Below are 17317 nucleotides of genomic sequence, written 5' to 3'. Positions count from 1 at the left end.
CGCATTTCTCAGTGATTCATTGAGTTTTTTATTGTGAAAGGCTGTATTCCCTTTCAGTAAGCTGATAAAATCCTGCCCCATCACAACGTAACCAGCGTCGCCGTACAACGACGCTTATTTGCACAAATCCATTGACAAAAGAAGGCTGAACAGGCATATTCCTCGGCCTTTGAATTGTCCTCGATAGAATATATTTGGGAGTTGGACCTTGGCTAATATCAAATCAGCTAAGAAACGCGCCGTACAGTCTGAGAAACGCCGTCAGCATAACGCAAGCCGTCGTTCTATGGTGCGTACTTTTATCAAGAAAGTATACGCGGCTATCGCTGCTGGCGATAAAGAAGCTGCACAGAACGCATTTAATGACATGCAACCAATTGTTGATCGTCACGCCTGTAAAGGTCTGATCCACAAAAACAAAGCAGCACGTCATAAATCTGCTCTGGCAGCACAAATTAAAGCAATGTAATTCGTTGCTTTAATTATGCTGAAAAAAACCGGCTTTTGCCGGTTTTTTTGTATATACCCTTCGTCTTTCAAGCTGCCTCTTTGTTGGCTGCGCTCGTTCACCCCAGTCACCGTTTTTATAAACATACGGTTATCTATGCTCCCGGGGATTAATGAAAGGCTCCTGCCTTTCACCGAAGGTCAGCCTTTGGCTGTGCAAATTCGTTCCCGACGAATTTGTCTCTCCCTTGCCGTCGCGATGCAACTCGAAATCCACTGGGTATACTCACTGAGTTCATATCGGTATTATCTTTCTGGTTTATTTTTTAACGGAACATTGAATAAATCAGAGAAATCTTTGTTACATACGCGCTGAACCGCCGGATGTTGGATCATTCTTTCAGCAAAAATGACATAATACTCTTCTTGTACTGATTCCAGCCTGCCTATCTCAATAATATCGCTATCAGCAAAAGTATCATTGGCATAGAAAGACGGAGCGATAAAAATGGCATTATGGTACATGCCAAACGCTTTCATTAACGCTGCGTCGTCAAACTCTCCCAATACTTCAACCTCAAGATTTTTATTACGTATCCATGTCAGCAGTTTTCTGCCCAGCATTGAACGGCGGCCGGGGATCAGCAAACGACGCTCTTCCAGACACTCAGGGAAGGGTTTTTCCGGGATAGGTTCGCGGCAGTAAAAACTGATGCTGCACTCTCCCAGCTTGACGGAAAACAGGCCTTCCTGTTGCGTGGAATCAACCGGGCAATCAGATAAAATCATGTCCAGTTTATGTTGACTGAGTTGTTCAAGCAGCATTTCATGGGTTGATTCAAAGCAACGCAGATGGATTTTTTCATGCTCCACTACTGCGGTTTCTAATACCTTACTGACCAGACGTTTGGACAGGGCATCTGCGACGCCGACATCAAATAGCAGGTTTGATTCTCTGCTGTAGGTGACGATATCCAGCATTTCCTGACTGAGCATAAACATCTTATCAGCATAGCGGAAAATGAGTTGCCCCAGTTCTGACGGAACTAATCCTCTTCCCTGACGCTTAAACAGTTTTCCACCCAGGCGTTCTTCCAGCGCCTTAATTTGGCCGGTAATAGTCTGTGGTGTCAGGTATAGAGCCTCAGCAGCCCCGACAACAGAACCTTCTTTACAAACATGCCAAAAGTAGTAAAGGTGGTTAAAGTTTAAATGTGAAACCCGCATATATTTATCCTTGTGTATCACCTCACATCTGTACAACAGCCGTGACCTTACGTTTCAGGCTGCCAGATTATGATGCTCTCCTGTTTTCTTCTAATATGAATATTCACGGTACAGCAGGTGAGACGTTATACCGTGAATATTAAGAGGATGAATTAATTTGGAATTGTCTCGATTATGCGCTTAAATTAGTCTATTCGACGGCATTTGGCTATGTTTTTTTCTTTGCCAAAACTTTCTTTGGCAAGCGTTTATTGAGCAAACCATAGCCAATAAAAGCAGCAGTGGACGAGCCAATCAATATCCCTAAACGTGAGTAGGTACTGAAGTCTTCACTAAGTCCTTCAAATGCCAGACCGGAAATAAAAATAGACATTGTAAAGCCGATTCCACACAGGACAGAGACTGCAAAGATTTGCTGCATTCCAATTCCTGCTGGTAGTTTGGCAATACCCAGTTTCACTGAGAGCCAGCTAATCAGGAAAATGCCCAAAGGTTTCCCGATAAACAAGCCAAGTGCAACACCTACAGGTAACATCCCGCTTAAACCTTCCAGAGAGACTCCTTGTAGTGAAATCCCGGCATTGGCAAAAGCAAAGAGTGGCAGGATTAAGTACGCGACCCACGGATGCAAACCATGCTCAAGTGCTTCGGAAGGTGAATGACCGTTTTTGCAATGCAGAGGGATCAGGAACCCGACGATAACTCCCGCTAACGTGGCATGAACACCTGATTTAAGGATACAAACCCACAGAATTACTCCAACCATCAGATAAGCGGATGTTTTGGCAACACCGCGCCAGTTCATCCATACCAGAAGCCCTGTCATTACCGCAGCCAGCCCCAGTGCAACCAGTGAAACGCTTTTGGTGTAGAACAGAGCAATAATAATGATGACTCCTAAATCATCAATAATTGCCAGAGCGAGCAAAAATACTTTTAGTGCGGTAGGTACGCGGTTTCCTAAGAGAGCCATCACTCCAAGTGCGAATGCAATATCGGTGGCGGCGGGAATTGCCCAACCCTGACGGGTGATTTCATCATTGCCGTTAAAGAGGAGATAAATGAATGCGGGGGCAAGCATACCACCGACGGCAGCGATGGCAGGAAAAATCGCTTTATCACGGCTGGCTAAAGAACCTTCCATGAGTTCTCGCTTCACTTCCAGACCCACAATCAGGAAGAAAACAGCCATCAGTCCATCATTTATCCATAGTAATAATGGCTTATTGATTTCCAGTGCAGCAAACTGAACCGCAACGGGCAGGTTAAGAAATTGGTGGTAGATATTCTGCAATGGCGTATTGGCCATCACTAGCGCAATAATGGCAGCAATAATCAGGAGGATCCCCCCGGCTGCTTCTAATTTTAAAAATTGGCGAATAATTGCGGTCATAGATTAGTAATCCATAAGATAAATTAGTTTGTAGATCGTATGGCTATAGAATCTACGGTATTAAATGTTGTTGTTATGAATAATATGGGTATAAATAATGAAATGGAGAGTAATATAGGTCATAAATACTATGACAATTATTGTTTCGGAAAAAGTCGATTATTTGTGTTGTATTGATCGAAATATTCGAGTTGTGATGAAGTAATGTACATTTGAGCTCAGTTTTGTCACTCGGTTTCAATTCACTGTCGGTGTCAGATGAGGGAAGGTTTAAAAGATAAAGTGTATTTTGTTGATATCATCCGGATAAAGCTAGAATTCAAATAATTCATTGAAATTTGTCATCTGACCAATATTGACTATTTCACTATATATTGAATTTGTTAGCACTGATATTTATTTTGAATAGTGATAATAATGGGATGCTTTTAATCATGCTTTATTAAAAGTATTAAGTGAATTTATCTTTATAAGATTAATGTTATTCCGATGTTTTGTAGCGTGCTGTTTTCTATTATTTATTAACCATATTTAATGGAGGCTATTATGAAGTTTATAGAATTTTCAGAAGGATTTCATGTTATTGAAGACGTTTGCGCTAATAATGTTAGAAATGACTTACGTTTGAATATCTCATCTCATGGTGAAGTGGGTGTCATGAAAACACCAACGGGTCTTATAAAAGCAGATCAATTAATGAATATTTTAAAATCTAAACTGAATCTGTTTAAATATAACCATATCCGTTTGTTATTCTGCAATTCAGCAGATGGGTCTGATCCCTTCGCTGCCCAATTTTCTCGTTTATTAGATAGCTCTCGCCATGTGCTCGTAGAGGCCTACACAGGAGAGATTAATATATTTGGTATGGAATATTTTGGTGATTATGAGTATGAAAACGGAGAAATAAGGAAAGATGAGAGGCGAAATTTTACTTTCGAGTCAAATTTAAATGCTAACTACCCAATTTGGGAACATGTCAGAAGGGCACAAACAGAACATAAAAGAGAATATAATATCAGTCCGGTTAGAAATCCCAGTTCTGTCTTTGGCTATACCATGGGATTAGAAGAGTATAGTACTCGAATGGCTTCTTACTATAAGAATGCTTTTGAAGAGTTGGGGAATACTCGGATGAAAAGAATATTGAAAGATGATATTAATCCAGAATATTTATACCGACTTCGTAAAAATTCTGGAAAAGAACCTTATGAGCGGAAACTTTTGACGTATTATAAGAATATATTAGAAACCTATTGTGATACTCTTGAACCCGTGCATGAGATCGACCTGCTATCTAGCAGGATTTTCTTTTGTAACGGAAAAAGAGTAAGAAAAGATGATTGGATGAAAGAAATAAATGAAACTCGATATACATAAGGTATATTTTTGAATGCTGTAAAATCAAAACTCGTTTTGCCAGTTGTTTTCGCTCTTGAAAACCACATGAAATTAAGTTAAATATTATTTATCAATTATAATAAAAAAACAGGCGAAACGTTATCATGGATATGTTGGTATTACTTGCTGTACTTGGCGCAGCTTTATTACACGCAAGTTGGAATGCAGTAGTAAAAGTGAATGCTGATAAGTTGTTAGGGATCTCGCTTATCGCCTTTTTTTCCGGGTTGATATCAACTTTGGGGCTATTCTGGGTAGGATTGCCGACATTCAATTCTTTGCCGTGGCTGGCATTATCCTGTATTTTGCAAATTAGTTATTGCCTGTTTTTAAGCCGTTCTTATGCAATGGGGGATTTTAATCAGATCTATCCCATCGCCAGAGGGTGTGCGCCACTGATTACCGCGTTGTTGAGTTGGGTTATTTTACAGGAAACGTTACCACCTTTAGCGATGCTGGGTGTGGGTTTAATTATTGTGGGCGTTATTTTTATTGCATTTCCTTATGGGAAGAAATCTCTCCGGCTGGATCGCAGGGCATTGATTGCAGCGATGACAACTTCTTTTTTTACTGCCTGTTACACATTGTTGGATGGTGTGGGTGCCCGTGCCAGTGATAACGCCCTGACTTATATTTTGTGGCTGTTTGCTGTCTATGGTTGGGTAATGGGCGGGGTGATGTATTTCAAATACAGAAATACTGTTGGGCAAAGTATTCGTCAGTATTGGAAACCGGGGCTTCTTGGTGGATTAATGCAGCTGGGGAGTTATGGTATTGCCATTTGGGCCATGAGCCATGTTCCTATTGTACTGGTCGCTGCATTGCGTGAAACCAGCATATTGTTTGCAATGCTATTATCGGTTTTTATCTTACGGGAACCGTTTAGCAAAATGCGGTTGTTGGCTTGTGTGGTTATTGTAGCTGGTATCATTCTTACTAAAAGTTAAAATATGTATTTTATGCATCCTGAAAAATCATCATGCTACCATCACACTTTACTACTGCCATAGACGCTACTCTTTTTGAGCTTTCAGTTATAGCGTGATAGTTATGTTGTCTTAATGGTGATGGGCAATGCACATCTTGATCTTCTAGGTATATAGAGACTCCTTTTTCCACTAAATGCCATTTCAACATCTTAACTTTCCATCTGGTAACATACTCACTATATGGACAAGCTATCTTAGCCCATGGATCACAAATCCATGAATTGTTAAACGAAATCTCATAAATATTATCTAATTTTGGTAGATTTGATGAGTTTTCAGGTAAGGTTACAGCTACGAAAGAATGGTCATAAGGGTAGCTTAAACTTATACAGAGTACATAAATTGGTAAACTTTTATTATCACTGTTTCTTTTATCGTTGAAGTAATTTAAAATTTCTTGGGTCTTTTGTTCAGATAGATAAACAAATGCTGATATAGATAATTCACCACAGTTGCCAACTAACTCCTCACCAGAATTGAATCTAGATAAAGAATATTGATGTATATCTCTAATTAAATTAATGTTGTTAATTTTTTTTAAGAACTGCTTGTGTTTATCTACTCTTTTTACGATAGCCTCCGGTGTATGCATCGCTTGTTTATGTTTAAGTAATTTTGATACATCTCGGTAAATTTTATTCGATGTTTTACCACGATAAATCTTCCGAGCATATTTAATTGCATCTTCTAAAATAACTTCAATCATAGCCGACTCTTCTTTGTGATTAAAATAATCAATCAAAATATTCAAATTTTGAATCACTGATTGTAACTGTACCATCAGGGTTTATGATAGCTTGAGCCAAAACTTGGTAATCACTATGTAACATCATGTTCAATGTATAAGAACGTAATGGATATCCCGGATTGTCTGATGATAGTTGATCTATTGCTTTGTAGTCTGAAAGCCAAATATCGCTTTTTGCCTACCCATTCATGCATTTTGTTCTGCCAAATACATAAAAACAGCAGTAGATAATTCATTACAATTTTCAATCAATAAGTTTTCATGCTCATATTTTTGAATTATACGGGCATACTTTTCTTGTATTGTTGTAATAACGGATAGTTAATTTTGGAATTCGGTGAGTTTTCTCTCTCTGGTACGTAGACTTATCTGGTTTTCAGGGAAAGGCTTAAAATTAGCAGAAGAAATATTTGTGGTTTTTCCTTTGAAAATATTGTGTGAGTGTCTCATTGCATCCTTTAATATATCTTCTATCATTTTGATACCTTTATTACATTTTTAGCTCATTTAAAAATAACACTCTCTACTGTTTTTTTTAAAAATGCAATATTTATAAAATAGAAACTTGTTTAAACATCATTAAGTAATAAATAAAGTTAATCTGTTAGAAATAAAAAAATAAATAAACAAAAAAATCCCCCGGACCATCAATATATTATGAAAGCGATCAGGGGGATTTTTTATTAAATACTTTGTAATTTATTAAATTACTTAGTCAAATCATCAAAAAACTTCTTCACGCCATCAAGGAAGCTTTTGGAGCGTGGGCTATTGGTTTCCCCGCTTTTTCCGCCAAAAGATTCGCCCAGCTGACGCATCAGTTCTTTCTGTTCTTCGTTCAGTTTAACCGGAGTTTCTACGACAACACGGCACAGTAAGTCACCTTGTACGCCACCACGAACGGATTTAACGCCTTTACCTTTCATGCGGAACAGTTTGCCGGTCTGAGTTTCCGCCGGGATTTTCAGACTGACGCGACCATCAAGAGTCGGTACTTCAATTTCGCCACCCAGTGCCGCAGTTGCAAAGTTGATTGGTACTTCACAATAAAGGTTGCTGCCATCACGTTCGAAGATATGGTGCGCTTTAACCTGAACCTGAACGTACAAATCACCTGCCGGAGCGCCGTGTTCGCCAGCTTCACCTTCACCGCTTAAGCGAATGCGGTCACCGGTATCGACACCTGCCGGGATTTTAACGGACAGTGTTTTGTATTTTTCAACGCGACCGTGACCGTGGCATTTGTTACATGGTTCTTTGATGATTTTTCCGCGGCCATGACATTGAGGACATGGCTGCTGAACTGTAAAGAAGCCCTGACGCATATGTACCTGACCAGCACCCTGACAGGTAGAACAGGTTTCCGGGCTGGTGCCTGCTTTTGCACCACTGCCATGGCAGCTTTCACAGGATTCCAGTGTTGGGATACGGATCTCTTTGGTCACACCACGGACAGCTTCTTCCAGTGTCAAATCCATGCTGTAGCGCAGATCAGAGCCACGGCTTGGACGTTGTTGACGACGGCCACCACCGAAAATATCTCCGAAAACGTCACCAAAGATATCGCTAAAGTCAGCCCCACCACCGAAGCCGCCAGCACCGCCGCCCATACCACCTTGTTCAAAGGCGGCATGACCATATTGGTCATAAGCTGCGCGCTTCTGAGAATCGGTCAGGATCTCATACGCTTCTTTAATTTCTTTAAATTTGCCTTCAGCTTCTTTATCACCCTGATTACGGTCAGGGTGAAATTTCATAGCCAGTCGCTTATAGGCTTTTTTGATCTCTTTTTCATCAGCAGTCTTGGAGACACCCAAAACTTCGTAGTAGTCTTTTTTTGCCATCGTATTGTTTACCCCTAACACGCACAAACGGGCGTAGAGTGTTACCTCAACGCCCGTGCTAGTTAACAAGTAACAGGCGTCCTGTTACTTTGCCCGCTAAGGGCTATTATTTTTTGTCTTTAACTTCTTCGAATTCAGCGTCTACCGCGTCGTCGTCTTTCTTGGCGGTGTTGCCTGCGTCTGCATCAGCTGCGCCTGCCTGAGCCTGCTGCTGTGCGATTTCCAGAAGTTTCTTGGATGCTTCAACCAGAGCCTGAATTTTCGCTTCGATTTCAGCTTTATCTTCGCCTTTCACCGCAGTTTCCAGCTCAGAAACAGCTTTCTCGATAGCGGTTTTTTCGTCAGCAGTCAGTTTGTCGCCAGCTTCTTCAACTTGCTTACGAGTGCCGTGAACCAGTTGATCTGCCTGATTGCGAGTCTGAACCAGCTCTTCGAACTTACGGTCAGCTTCTGCGTTAGCTTCTGCATCACGTACCATTTGCTGGATTTCTTCTTCATTCAGACCAGACGATGCTTTAATGGTGATGTTCTGTTCACGACCAGAGTTTTTGTCTTTCGCAGAAACGTGCAGGATACCATCGGCATCGATGTCGAAAGTCACTTCGATCTGAGGCATACCACGAGGTGCTGGCTGAATGCCGTCCAGGTTGAACTGGCCCAGAGATTTGTTATCGCTGGAACGCTTACGCTCACCCTGCAATACGTGGATAGTTACCGCAGACTGGTTGTCTTCTGCTGTAGAGAACACTTGGCTGTGTTTAGTTGGGATAGTGGTGTTCTTCGTAATCAGAGAAGTCATCACGCCACCCATGGTTTCGATACCCAGAGACAGTGGAGTTACGTCCAACAGCAGAACGTCTTTCACATCACCTGCCAGTACACCGCCCTGAACTGCTGCACCCATTGCAACTGCTTCATCTGGGTTAACATCTTTACGTGGTTCTTTACCGAAGAAATCGGCAACAGCTTTCTGAACCATTGGCATACGAGTCTGACCACCAACCAGAATAACATCCTGAATGTCAGATACAGACAGGCCAGCGTCATTCAGTGCAACTTTCAGTGGCTCGATAGAACGTTTCACCAGATCTTCAACCAGAGATTCCAGTTTCGCACGGGTGACTTTAACGTTCATGTGCTTAGGACCGGTTGCGTCTGCAGTGATGTATGGCAGGTTCACGTCAGTCTGCTGAGCGGAAGACAGCTCGATTTTCGCTTTTTCTGCTGCTTCTTTCAGGCGCTGCATAGCCAGTGGGTCGTTACGCAGATCGATACCTTGTTCTTTCTTGAACTCATCAACCAGATAGTTGATCATGCGGCTGTCGAAGTCTTCACCACCCAAGTGAGTATCACCGTTGGTTGCCAGAACTTCATACGTTTTTTCGCCGTCAACTTCGTCGATTTCGATGATAGAGATATCGAAAGTACCACCACCCAAGTCGTAAACTGCGATAGTGCGGTTACCAATTTCTTTATCCAGACCATAAGCCAGAGCTGCCGCAGTTGGTTCGTTAATGATACGTTTAACTTCCAGACCTGCGATACGGCCCGCATCTTTGGTTGCCTGACGCTGTGCATCGTTGAAATAAGCAGGAACAGTGATAACGGCTTCTGTTACTGGCTCACCCAGATAATCTTCTGCGGTTTTCTTCATTTTTTTCAGGACTTCAGCAGAAACCTGAGGTGGTGCCATTTTCTGGCCTTTTACTTCCAGCCATGCGTCACCGTTGTCTGCGTTGGTGATTTTGTATGGCATGATAGCAACGTCACGCTGAACTTCTTCGTCCTGAAAACGACGGCCAATCAAACGCTTGATGGCAAACAGGGTGTTTTGCGGGTTAGTAACAGCCTGACGTTTAGCTGGTTGACCAACCAGAGTTTCACCATCCTGAGTATATGCGATGATTGAAGGGGTTGTACGATCACCTTCGCTGTTTTCAAGCACACGTGCTGTTGTGCCGTCCATAATTGCTACACAAGAGTTGGTAGTTCCCAAGTCGATACCAATGATTTTACCCATCTAAACGCCTCCACAAAGAATTCATATATTCGGTCAAGTTACTACGCTATATGAGGATGAATGTTTGCTTTTCAATGGCACTGTCTGCCAGAAATTCCTCACTGTATATTTTCAGCCGTTACTGAAGTGTCAGTAGTAACTGTAGTTGAGACTTAGATGGGGTCATTCAGCGCATCATCAAGGGGGAGATTGAAAAAAAATTGAGATTTAATAAAAAAATTTTTCTGGGGGCATTGTGTAGTTGATGCCATCACATTATGATCCGCGGCCTTTTATGGTTTTCTGGCGTAGAAAATCGCTATGAAAATATTTTTTAACATTTTGTTTTATTTGGATTTATAGGGAAAATATGAGTTCTAATCAGTTGGCGAACCCAGGCCCATTGGGTTTGATGGGTTTTGGCATGACAACCATTTTATTGAATCTGCATAATGCGGGTTTTTTCCCATTAACGTCTGTTATTTTAAGTATGGGAATTTTTTATGGTGGTTTGGCTCAGGTGCTGGCAGGCATCATTGAGTACAAAAAAGGAAATACATTCGGTGCAACTGCATTTACTTCTTACGGAATGTTCTGGCTGAGTCTGATTGGTGTGCTGTTCTTACCAAAAATGGGTCTGGCAGAAGCAACCAGCCCTGAATTCCTCGGCGTTTACCTTGCTCTGTGGGGCATTTTCACGCTGTTTATGTTCTTTGGTACTCTGAAAGCTAACCGCACTTTGCAGTTCATTTTCGGTAGCCTGACTGTGCTGTTCGCTCTGCTGGCGGTTGGTAACATCACTGGTAACGCCAGTCTGCTGACTTTTGCCGGTTTTGAAGGTGTTATTTGTGGTGCAAGTGCTTTCTATCTGGCAATGGCTGAAGTTCTGAATGAACAGTATGGCCGCACCATTCTGCCAATTGGTGAGAAAAAACACGCCTGATATCAGATGTAATTAGCTGATTGGCAAAAAGGAACAGGATGAGTCGTTTTACTCATCCTGTTTTTTTATCTTAATTATTTCTTGCGTTATATTGTCTGGTTACCTGATATTGTTTTTTTACTCAGATAAAGCCCTAATAACACCCCTATCGCAGACAGCATCAGCATGTAGTATGCGGGAGCTAATTGCGTATATTGCATTAACAGAGTGATGATAATTGGTGTTAACCCACCAAAAATGGCATAGGCCAGATTGTATGAAAAAGAAATGCCGCTGAAGCGGACTTCCGGTGGGTAGCTGTGAACCATAATAAAAGGTACAGCGCCGATGACTCCTACGGAGAATCCTACAATTGCATACGCACTGTATAACCTGATGGGGTCATGACTGATATTGTGATAGAAGAACCAAGCGGCTGCGCCCAGTAATATGCTGCCTGCCAGTAAAACCTTGCCAGCCCCCCATTTATCGCAGAAATGCCCGACCAATACGCAGCTAATAAAAAGTGACACAATCGCCAGACTGTTGGCTTTCAGTGTCATGGGTTGCTCAAGATGGAAAACTGTCTGCATATAGGTAGGCGCCATTAAAATGACGACGACAATACCCGCAGAAAGAAGCCAGGTCAGCAACATGGAAACAGTAATGGCTCGTTTATGATTCTGAATGACGGATTTCAGGGGTAAACCATCTGATAATGCTTTACGTGCCTGCATTTCCTTAAATATTGGTGTTTCATGCAGCCAGCGACGTAGGTACATGGCACATAGGCCAAAGAGACCACCGAGGAAGAAAGGCAAACGCCATGCCCAGTCTAGAACTTCCTGTTTACTGTAAACCGAAGTAATTGCTGTTGCTATCAGAGAGCCAAGCAAAATACCGAGAGTCAATCCCGCAGTCAGTATTCCGCAGGCAAAACCGATATGTTTACGGGGAACATGCTCTGCGACGAAGACCCATGCGCCGGGAACTTCGCCACCAATTGCCGCTCCTTGCATAATTCGCATAACTAACAGAAGTAGTGGGGCGATAATGCCAATTGTAGCGTAGGTCGGTAACATGCCGATAATTAATGTAGGTAAAGCCATTAGTAGGATACTGAGAGAAAACATTTTTTTGCGCCCGACCAGATCACCAAAATGTGCCATGATGATCCCGCCTAAAGGCCGCGCCAGATAACCGGCGGCAAAAATCCCAAAAGTCTGGAGTTGCCGGAGCCATTCAGGAATGTCAGCAGGGAAAAATAGCTCCCCCAGCACGACGGCAAAAAAGACAAAGATAATAAAATCATAAAACTCTAATGCACCGCCTAAAGCTGCCAGAGAAAGCGTTTTATAATCCTGTTTGTTGAGAGAACGATTATGATGTTGTGACATAAGGTACCGATTTATAGTTATAAAATATTTTTCATATGAGTTTATATACTTTATGGATCTCAATATGTAGTTAAGGAAATTTCATATTGAAAAACAACAGGTATACTGATGATTCTATCAGACTCTAATAAAGCTAAAAACAAATCTAATTTAATATTAAAAGGTATTTAATCTGTAGTTTTTGTAAGGTGGGGTAACATCATAATATTATAGATATTAATTTTCATTTTTAGAAAAAACAAGTCACAAGCAAAGTGAAAGTTTATCTTGTGGAAAATATTTTTATTTTATTTCAATGGGATGTGAAAAACCTTTAATCATTGCTTCATGATAATTCTTGAAAACATCAACAGCTTGACTAATTGTCCTATGATGTAAAACATCTTTCATACAATAAGTATCCAATTCTATTGGAATAACAGAAAGACACTACCATCAATGATAGCTCTCTTTCCTAATTATTATCTGGTTCAATCATATTGATCTATAAACATGGTATTGAATATATGAATCCATTCATTGTTTTCTATAAAATAAAACAATGAATTAAATTGACGATAAGCATTATCTGTTTCTAATAATATGATTTATTTTATTATTCTGATTTTGTACACAGCGCAGAGCCGTTATCGTGTCATCGCACTGTGTTTTGATAATCGAAAACCCTAAGAGATAGGCCTGTTACAGGCCTAATAATAAGCTATGAGGTTTTTTCAACATCCATTCCGGCATCTTTCCAGCCGGAAAAACCTTTTTTAAAGTGGCGGGCACGAATGCCTTTGGCACGTAGTAATTCAAGGGCATTGGCAGAAAGAACGCAGTAGGGGCCGCGGCAGTAGGCGATAAGATTTGAGCTGGAAGTCAGTTCATCTAATCTGCGCTCCAGTTCATCAATCGGGATATTGATGGCATTGGGTAAATGCCCCTGATTGAACTCCTCTTTTGGCCTGACATCTAATAGTATGGTGCTCTTTTCCTTGATTCGGTCTAACAGTTCATCCCATGAAATAGCTTCCTGATTATCCATATCATCAATCAATCTGCGCATTTCTGCCCGGTTAAACTCAGCATATTTCTGGATAGCGGTAATGATATCCATAACCGGACCATCCCCCGGACGATAAAAAACATGTTTACCGACTTTACGGGATTGCAGGATCCCTGAGCGTTTTAAATGTTGCAGATGCTGGGATGTGTTGGCAATAGACAGACCGGAAAGTTCTGACAGGCATTCGACGGATTGCTCAGAATTCATCAGGCACTCAAGTAATGTCAGGCGATGGACATTTCCCAGTACTTTGGCTATTTCGGCAATCTCAGCAAGAATTTGTTTATCAAACATTGACGTCTGGTTCCCAATATCATGATATTCAATGAATCTATTGAATATCATGATATCAAAGTTTTTCCGATGGTTCGAGCACTGGGCAAGGTGATGACTAATATGACTTGTATACTTCGCCTTTCAAGTTGCTTTTTTGTTGGCGGTGTTCACTCACTCAGTTACCGTTTTTATAAATATAGGGTTATCTAGGCTCATGGGGTGAACTCACTTATCGCCGTGACGCAGCTTGCTTTTAACGAGTATGAGTTATCTGGAATATCGCGATCATAGTCACATTTTCATGACGAAAAATTTGAGTGATTTACAAAAGAAACTAAGCTTTAAAATTGAATTATCACTATTTTAAACATTTACACAGATATATTTGTTGTTCTTTAAGTTGAAGTTATTGTCAGTTGCTTCACTTGAAGATTTTTAGGGTATAACTCCTGACAATGATTTCCTTACCTGCTGTATTGGAAGGGTTGTCAGGTTTTTTTTCGCCTGAATAAAGCGCACCACTTTGTATTCCATTCAATATACCCATAGTCTTTCAAGTTGTCCTTTTGTGGGCTGCATTCTACTCATTCTGGTTATCGTTTCATAAGTATAGTTTATCTATACTTCTGGGATGCTAAGAGGATTCTGCCTTTCACCGAGCAGTTGCTGCCACGGTATATCTTGAAATCCATGGGGTGTAGAAAAATAACACGCTATGGAAGAACGGGGAAAAAAATAGTATGAAATACCAGCTATTAGCTCAGGAAATTATTGCGGATGTTGGTGGTCAAGGGAACATCATCAGTCTTATCCATTGTGCAACCCGGCTACGATTTAAATTACGGAATAGTGCTTTGGCTGACATTGGCAAGTTAAAAGCTCAGTCAGGTATTATTACGGTTGTCGAAAGTGGAGGTCAGTTTCAGGTCGTTATCGGAAACCAAGTCGGCGATGTTTATCAGGCGGTTCAGCAAGAACTGGCTTCTGCTGAGCAAATATCAGATACCGCAGAGATCCCGAACCCCGCTAATAATAAAAAAGATAGTCTTTTTAACCAGTTTATTGATGTTGTATCCGGTATTTTCACTCCATTTTTAGGTGTTATGGCAGCGGCGGGTATTTTGAAGGGGATGCTTGCGGTTGCTGTTACTCTGAAATGGATGTCTCTTGATAGCGGGACTTATCACGTCTGGTATGCTGCCAGCGACTCTTTGTTCTATTTTTTTCCACTATTGCTCGGTTATACCGCGGGTAAGAAATTCGGCGGTAATCCTTTTATTACAATGGCTATCGGGGGAGCATTGGTTCATCCAATGATTATCTCTGCCTTTAATGCATCAACAGTGGCGGGAAGCACTACAGAGTACTTTATGGGTATCCCGCTCTCATTCCTGAACTACAGCGCATCGGTAATTCCCATTATTTTTGCTTCCTGGGTTAGCTGTAAAGTGGAGAGAAAGCTGAATGATCACATCCATGCCACGATTAAGGGATTTGTCACTCCTCTTATTTGCCTCATATTGATTGTTCCACTGGTGTTTCTGGTTATCGGGCCAATGGCTACATGGTTGAGCCAATTACTGGCGGGGGGTTATCAGGCGGTATATGGGGTGGCTCCTGCACTGGCTGGGGCGGTTATGGGAGCAGTCTGGCAGGTTTTTGTGATTTTTGGCCTCCATTGGGGATTTGTTCCTCTTGCTATCAATAATTTGACGGTTCTCGGGCACGATACACTAACACCTCTGTTGCTTCCCGCAGTGATAGGGCAAACAGGGGCAGCCTTTGGGGTATTTCTGCGTACCCGGGATGCGAAATTAAAAATGCTGGCGGGTTCTGCGGCGACGTCTGGTGTGTTTGGGATTACTGAGCCGGCGGTTTACGGTGTGACGTTGCCTTACCGACGCCCATTCGTTTTTGGTTGTATTGCGGGGGCAATTGGTGGCTCGGTTGTGGGGTATTACCATAGCGCAATTTATTCAGCGGGGCTGATGAATATTTTTTCCTTCACTCAGATGATCCCACCCACAGGCATTAATAACACGGTGTGGGGAGCGATGATTGGCACAGCACTGGCCTTTATCATTTCCACTGTACTAACGTGGCTGTTCGGGCTTCCGGCCTCTTCGAATCCTTCGCTCAAGCCTTCTACAAAAGAAAGTTAACAGTGAAAATATCATTAAAACAAGATTAATCAATTGGTTATTAACCCAAGAGGATATTTGTATGAAACAGTTTCCGACACATTTTTTGTGGGGAGGAGCCATTGCTGCCAATCAGGTTGAAGGCGCTTATTTAGCTGACGGGAAAGGCCTTTCTACTTCGGATGTCCAGCCGCAGGGCATTATGGGGCCGGTTATCGAGCGAAAGTCTGAGAGTACCCAATACCTTAAAGATATCGCTATCGATTTTTATCATCGTTATCCCGAAGATATTGCTCTGTTTGCAGAAATGGGGTTCACCTGTTTGCGTACTTCAATCGCATGGAGCCGGATTTTTCCTCAGGGCGATGAAACACAAGCCAATGAAGCGGGTCTGGCATTTTATGACCGGCTATTTGATGAAATGATGAAATACGGGATTCAGCCAGTCATTACATTATCCCATTATGAAATGCCGTGGACATTAGTTAAAAAATACGGTGGATGGGGAAATCGTAAATTAATTGATTTCTTTGAGCGTTATGCACACACAGTTTTTACGCGTTATCAGAAGAAAGTAAAATTATGGCTGACATTTAATGAAATCAATATGTCATTACATGAACCACTAACGGGTGTCGGGTTGCCGAAAAACAGTACTCAATCAGAAATCTATCAGGCTATTCATCATCAATTGGTTGCCAGTGCCCGCGTGGTAAAACTTTGCCATGAAATTATCCCTGATGCCCGTATCGGCAATATGTTACTGGGTGGGCTGATGTATCCACTGACCTGTAAACCGGATGATGTGTTGGCTACACTCCGGCAAAACCAGAAATGGCTGTTTTTCGGTGATGTTCAGGCTCGTGGGGCATATCCGGGTTATATGCTGCGTTATTTCTGGGAAAACGGTATTGAAGTCACGATCACTGAGCAGGATAAGCTTGAAATGCAAAATACGGTGGATTTTATCTCATTCAGTTATTACATGAGTGGATGTACTTCCGGCAATGAAGCGGACTATCAGAAAAAGCAGGGCAATATTCTGAATATGATCCCGAACCCACATCTGGCCAGTTCAGAATGGGGATGGCAGATAGACCCTGTAGGGTTGAGAACGTTACTGAATTTATTATGGGATCGTTATCAGAAGCCGCTGTTTATTGTTGAGAATGGTCTGGGCGCTAAAGATACCCTAGAAGTCGATGGCACAATTCAGGATGATTACCGTATTCGCTACCTTAATGATCATCTCGTGCAGGTCAGGGAAGCTATTGAAGATGGTGTGGATGTCATGGGTTATACCAGCTGGGGAGCCATCGATTTGGTTAGTGCCTCAAAAGGGGAAATTTCCAAGCGTTACGGGTATATCTATGTCGATCAGAATGAGCAGGGAACCGGAACACTGGAACGCCGTCGTAAGAAAAGTTTCTATTGGTATAAACAGGTTATTGAAACTCATGGTGGCAGCCTGATTTAAGCCAGCTC

The 17317-nt window shown here is 41.8% G+C and carries 12 protein-coding genes and 1 pseudogene; 6 read left to right on the top strand and 7 right to left on the bottom strand.

Features of this window, described 5'->3' with window-relative positions; translation table 11 throughout:
- The first annotated feature begins 208 nt into the window (after positions 1–208).
- Complete coding sequence (gene rpsT / locus AAC855_RS14040; protein ID WP_092513125.1) at positions 209–469, top strand: 30S ribosomal protein S20; 261 nt, start codon at positions 209–211, stop codon at positions 467–469.
- 284 nt (positions 470–753) lie between these two features.
- Here the strand turns inward: rpsT and nhaR are convergent, their stop codons facing one another.
- Together nhaR and nhaA are read right to left on the bottom strand one after the other, a co-directional pair.
- Complete coding sequence (nhaR, locus tag AAC855_RS14035; protein ID WP_340610425.1) at positions 754–1674, bottom strand: transcriptional activator NhaR; 921 nt, start codon at positions 1672–1674, stop codon at positions 754–756.
- Positions 1675–1882: 208 nt separating this feature from the next.
- Entirely contained in the window at positions 1883–3067 is a 1185-nt protein-coding gene (gene nhaA / locus AAC855_RS14030; protein WP_340610423.1) for a Na+/H+ antiporter NhaA, read from the bottom strand.
- Between the two features lie 546 nt (positions 3068–3613).
- On the opposite strand from nhaA, the gene AAC855_RS14025 reads away from it, so the two are divergent.
- Complete coding sequence (locus tag AAC855_RS14025; RefSeq protein WP_340610422.1) at positions 3614–4447, top strand: hypothetical protein; 834 nt, start codon at positions 3614–3616, stop codon at positions 4445–4447.
- Between the two features lie 125 nt (positions 4448–4572).
- The gene (locus AAC855_RS14020) at positions 4573–5415 is read left to right on the top strand and encodes an EamA family transporter (RefSeq protein WP_340610421.1); all 843 of its coding nucleotides are present in this window, start codon (positions 4573–4575) and stop codon (positions 5413–5415) included.
- Positions 5416–5425: 10 nt separating this feature from the next.
- Here AAC855_RS14020 and AAC855_RS14015 read toward each other — a convergent pair whose 3' ends face one another.
- The 3 genes from AAC855_RS14015 to dnaK form a co-directional block, all read right to left on the bottom strand.
- Positions 5426–6238 carry a hypothetical protein gene (locus AAC855_RS14015; protein ID WP_340610420.1) on the bottom strand — a complete coding sequence of 271 codons (813 nt, stop codon included), beginning with the start codon at positions 6236–6238 and terminating at the stop codon, positions 5426–5428.
- A 674-nt stretch (positions 6239–6912) separates the two neighbouring features.
- Positions 6913–8049 carry a molecular chaperone DnaJ gene (gene dnaJ, locus AAC855_RS14010; RefSeq protein WP_340610510.1) on the bottom strand — a complete coding sequence of 379 codons (1137 nt, stop codon included), beginning with the start codon at positions 8047–8049 and terminating at the stop codon, positions 6913–6915.
- A 106-nt stretch (positions 8050–8155) separates the two neighbouring features.
- Positions 8156–10069: a molecular chaperone DnaK gene (gene dnaK / locus AAC855_RS14005; protein WP_340610419.1), complete on the bottom strand. Its 1914-nt coding sequence runs from the start codon at positions 10067–10069 to the stop codon at positions 8156–8158.
- A 349-nt stretch (positions 10070–10418) separates the two neighbouring features.
- Between dnaK and satP the strand changes: the two genes are divergently transcribed.
- Positions 10419–10991, top strand: coding sequence for an acetate uptake transporter (gene satP, locus AAC855_RS14000; protein ID WP_340610418.1), 573 nt, complete (start codon positions 10419–10421; stop codon positions 10989–10991).
- A gap of 86 nt (positions 10992–11077) precedes the next feature.
- On the opposite strand, the gene AAC855_RS13995 is transcribed toward satP, so the two are convergent.
- A complete protein-coding gene (locus AAC855_RS13995) occupies positions 11078–12367 on the bottom strand; it encodes an MFS transporter (protein WP_340610416.1) in 1290 nt (429 codons plus the stop codon).
- A 700-nt stretch (positions 12368–13067) separates the two neighbouring features.
- Positions 13068–13709: an ArsR/SmtB family transcription factor gene (locus AAC855_RS13990; RefSeq protein ID WP_340610414.1), complete on the bottom strand. Its 642-nt coding sequence runs from the start codon at positions 13707–13709 to the stop codon at positions 13068–13070.
- Positions 13710–14431: 722 nt separating this feature from the next.
- On the opposite strand from AAC855_RS13990, the pseudogene AAC855_RS13985 reads away from it, so the two are divergent.
- Both AAC855_RS13985 and AAC855_RS13980 read left to right on the top strand, forming a co-directional pair.
- Positions 14432–15814 (top strand): annotated as a pseudogene (locus AAC855_RS13985) (PTS transporter subunit EIIC); the annotation flags it as partial.
- A gap of 100 nt (positions 15815–15914) precedes the next feature.
- Positions 15915–17309 carry a glycoside hydrolase family 1 protein gene (locus AAC855_RS13980; RefSeq protein WP_340610413.1) on the top strand — a complete coding sequence of 465 codons (1395 nt, stop codon included), beginning with the start codon at positions 15915–15917 and terminating at the stop codon, positions 17307–17309.
- Positions 17310–17317: the final 8 nt, after the last annotated feature.

Source organism: Xenorhabdus bharatensis (assembly GCF_037996705.1).
Lineage (GTDB): Bacteria > Pseudomonadota > Gammaproteobacteria > Enterobacterales > Enterobacteriaceae > Xenorhabdus > Xenorhabdus bharatensis.
The sequence above is the reverse complement of the archived record's forward strand: the minus strand, read 5'-3'. Positions and strand labels throughout refer to the sequence as shown.

Bases quoted from the DNA above. Each gene is read 5' to 3' on its own strand.
- satP (WP_340610418.1), top strand. From the start codon at position 10,419: ATGAGTTCTAATCAGTTGGCGAACCCAGGCCCATTGGGTTTGATGGGT.
- AAC855_RS13980 (WP_340610413.1), top strand. From the start codon at position 15,915: ATGAAACAGTTTCCGACACATTTTTTGTGGGGAGGAGCCATTGCTGCC.
- dnaK (WP_340610419.1), bottom strand. From the start codon at position 10,069: ATGGGTAAAATCATTGGTATCGACTTGGGAACTACCAACTCTTGTGTA.
- AAC855_RS13990 (WP_340610414.1), bottom strand. From the start codon at position 13,709: ATGTTTGATAAACAAATTCTTGCTGAGATTGCCGAAATAGCCAAAGTA.
- nhaR (WP_340610425.1), bottom strand. From the start codon at position 1,674: ATGCGGGTTTCACATTTAAACTTTAACCACCTTTACTACTTTTGGCAT.
- AAC855_RS14015 (WP_340610420.1), bottom strand. From the start codon at position 6,238: ATGGTACAGTTACAATCAGTGATTCAAAATTTGAATATTTTGATTGAT.
- nhaA (WP_340610423.1), bottom strand. From the start codon at position 3,067: ATGACCGCAATTATTCGCCAATTTTTAAAATTAGAAGCAGCCGGGGGG.
- AAC855_RS14025 (WP_340610422.1), top strand. From the start codon at position 3,614: ATGAAGTTTATAGAATTTTCAGAAGGATTTCATGTTATTGAAGACGTT.
- AAC855_RS14020 (WP_340610421.1), top strand. From the start codon at position 4,573: ATGGATATGTTGGTATTACTTGCTGTACTTGGCGCAGCTTTATTACAC.
- AAC855_RS13995 (WP_340610416.1), bottom strand. From the start codon at position 12,367: ATGTCACAACATCATAATCGTTCTCTCAACAAACAGGATTATAAAACG.
- dnaJ (WP_340610510.1), bottom strand. From the start codon at position 8,049: ATGGCAAAAAAAGACTACTACGAAGTTTTGGGTGTCTCCAAGACTGCT.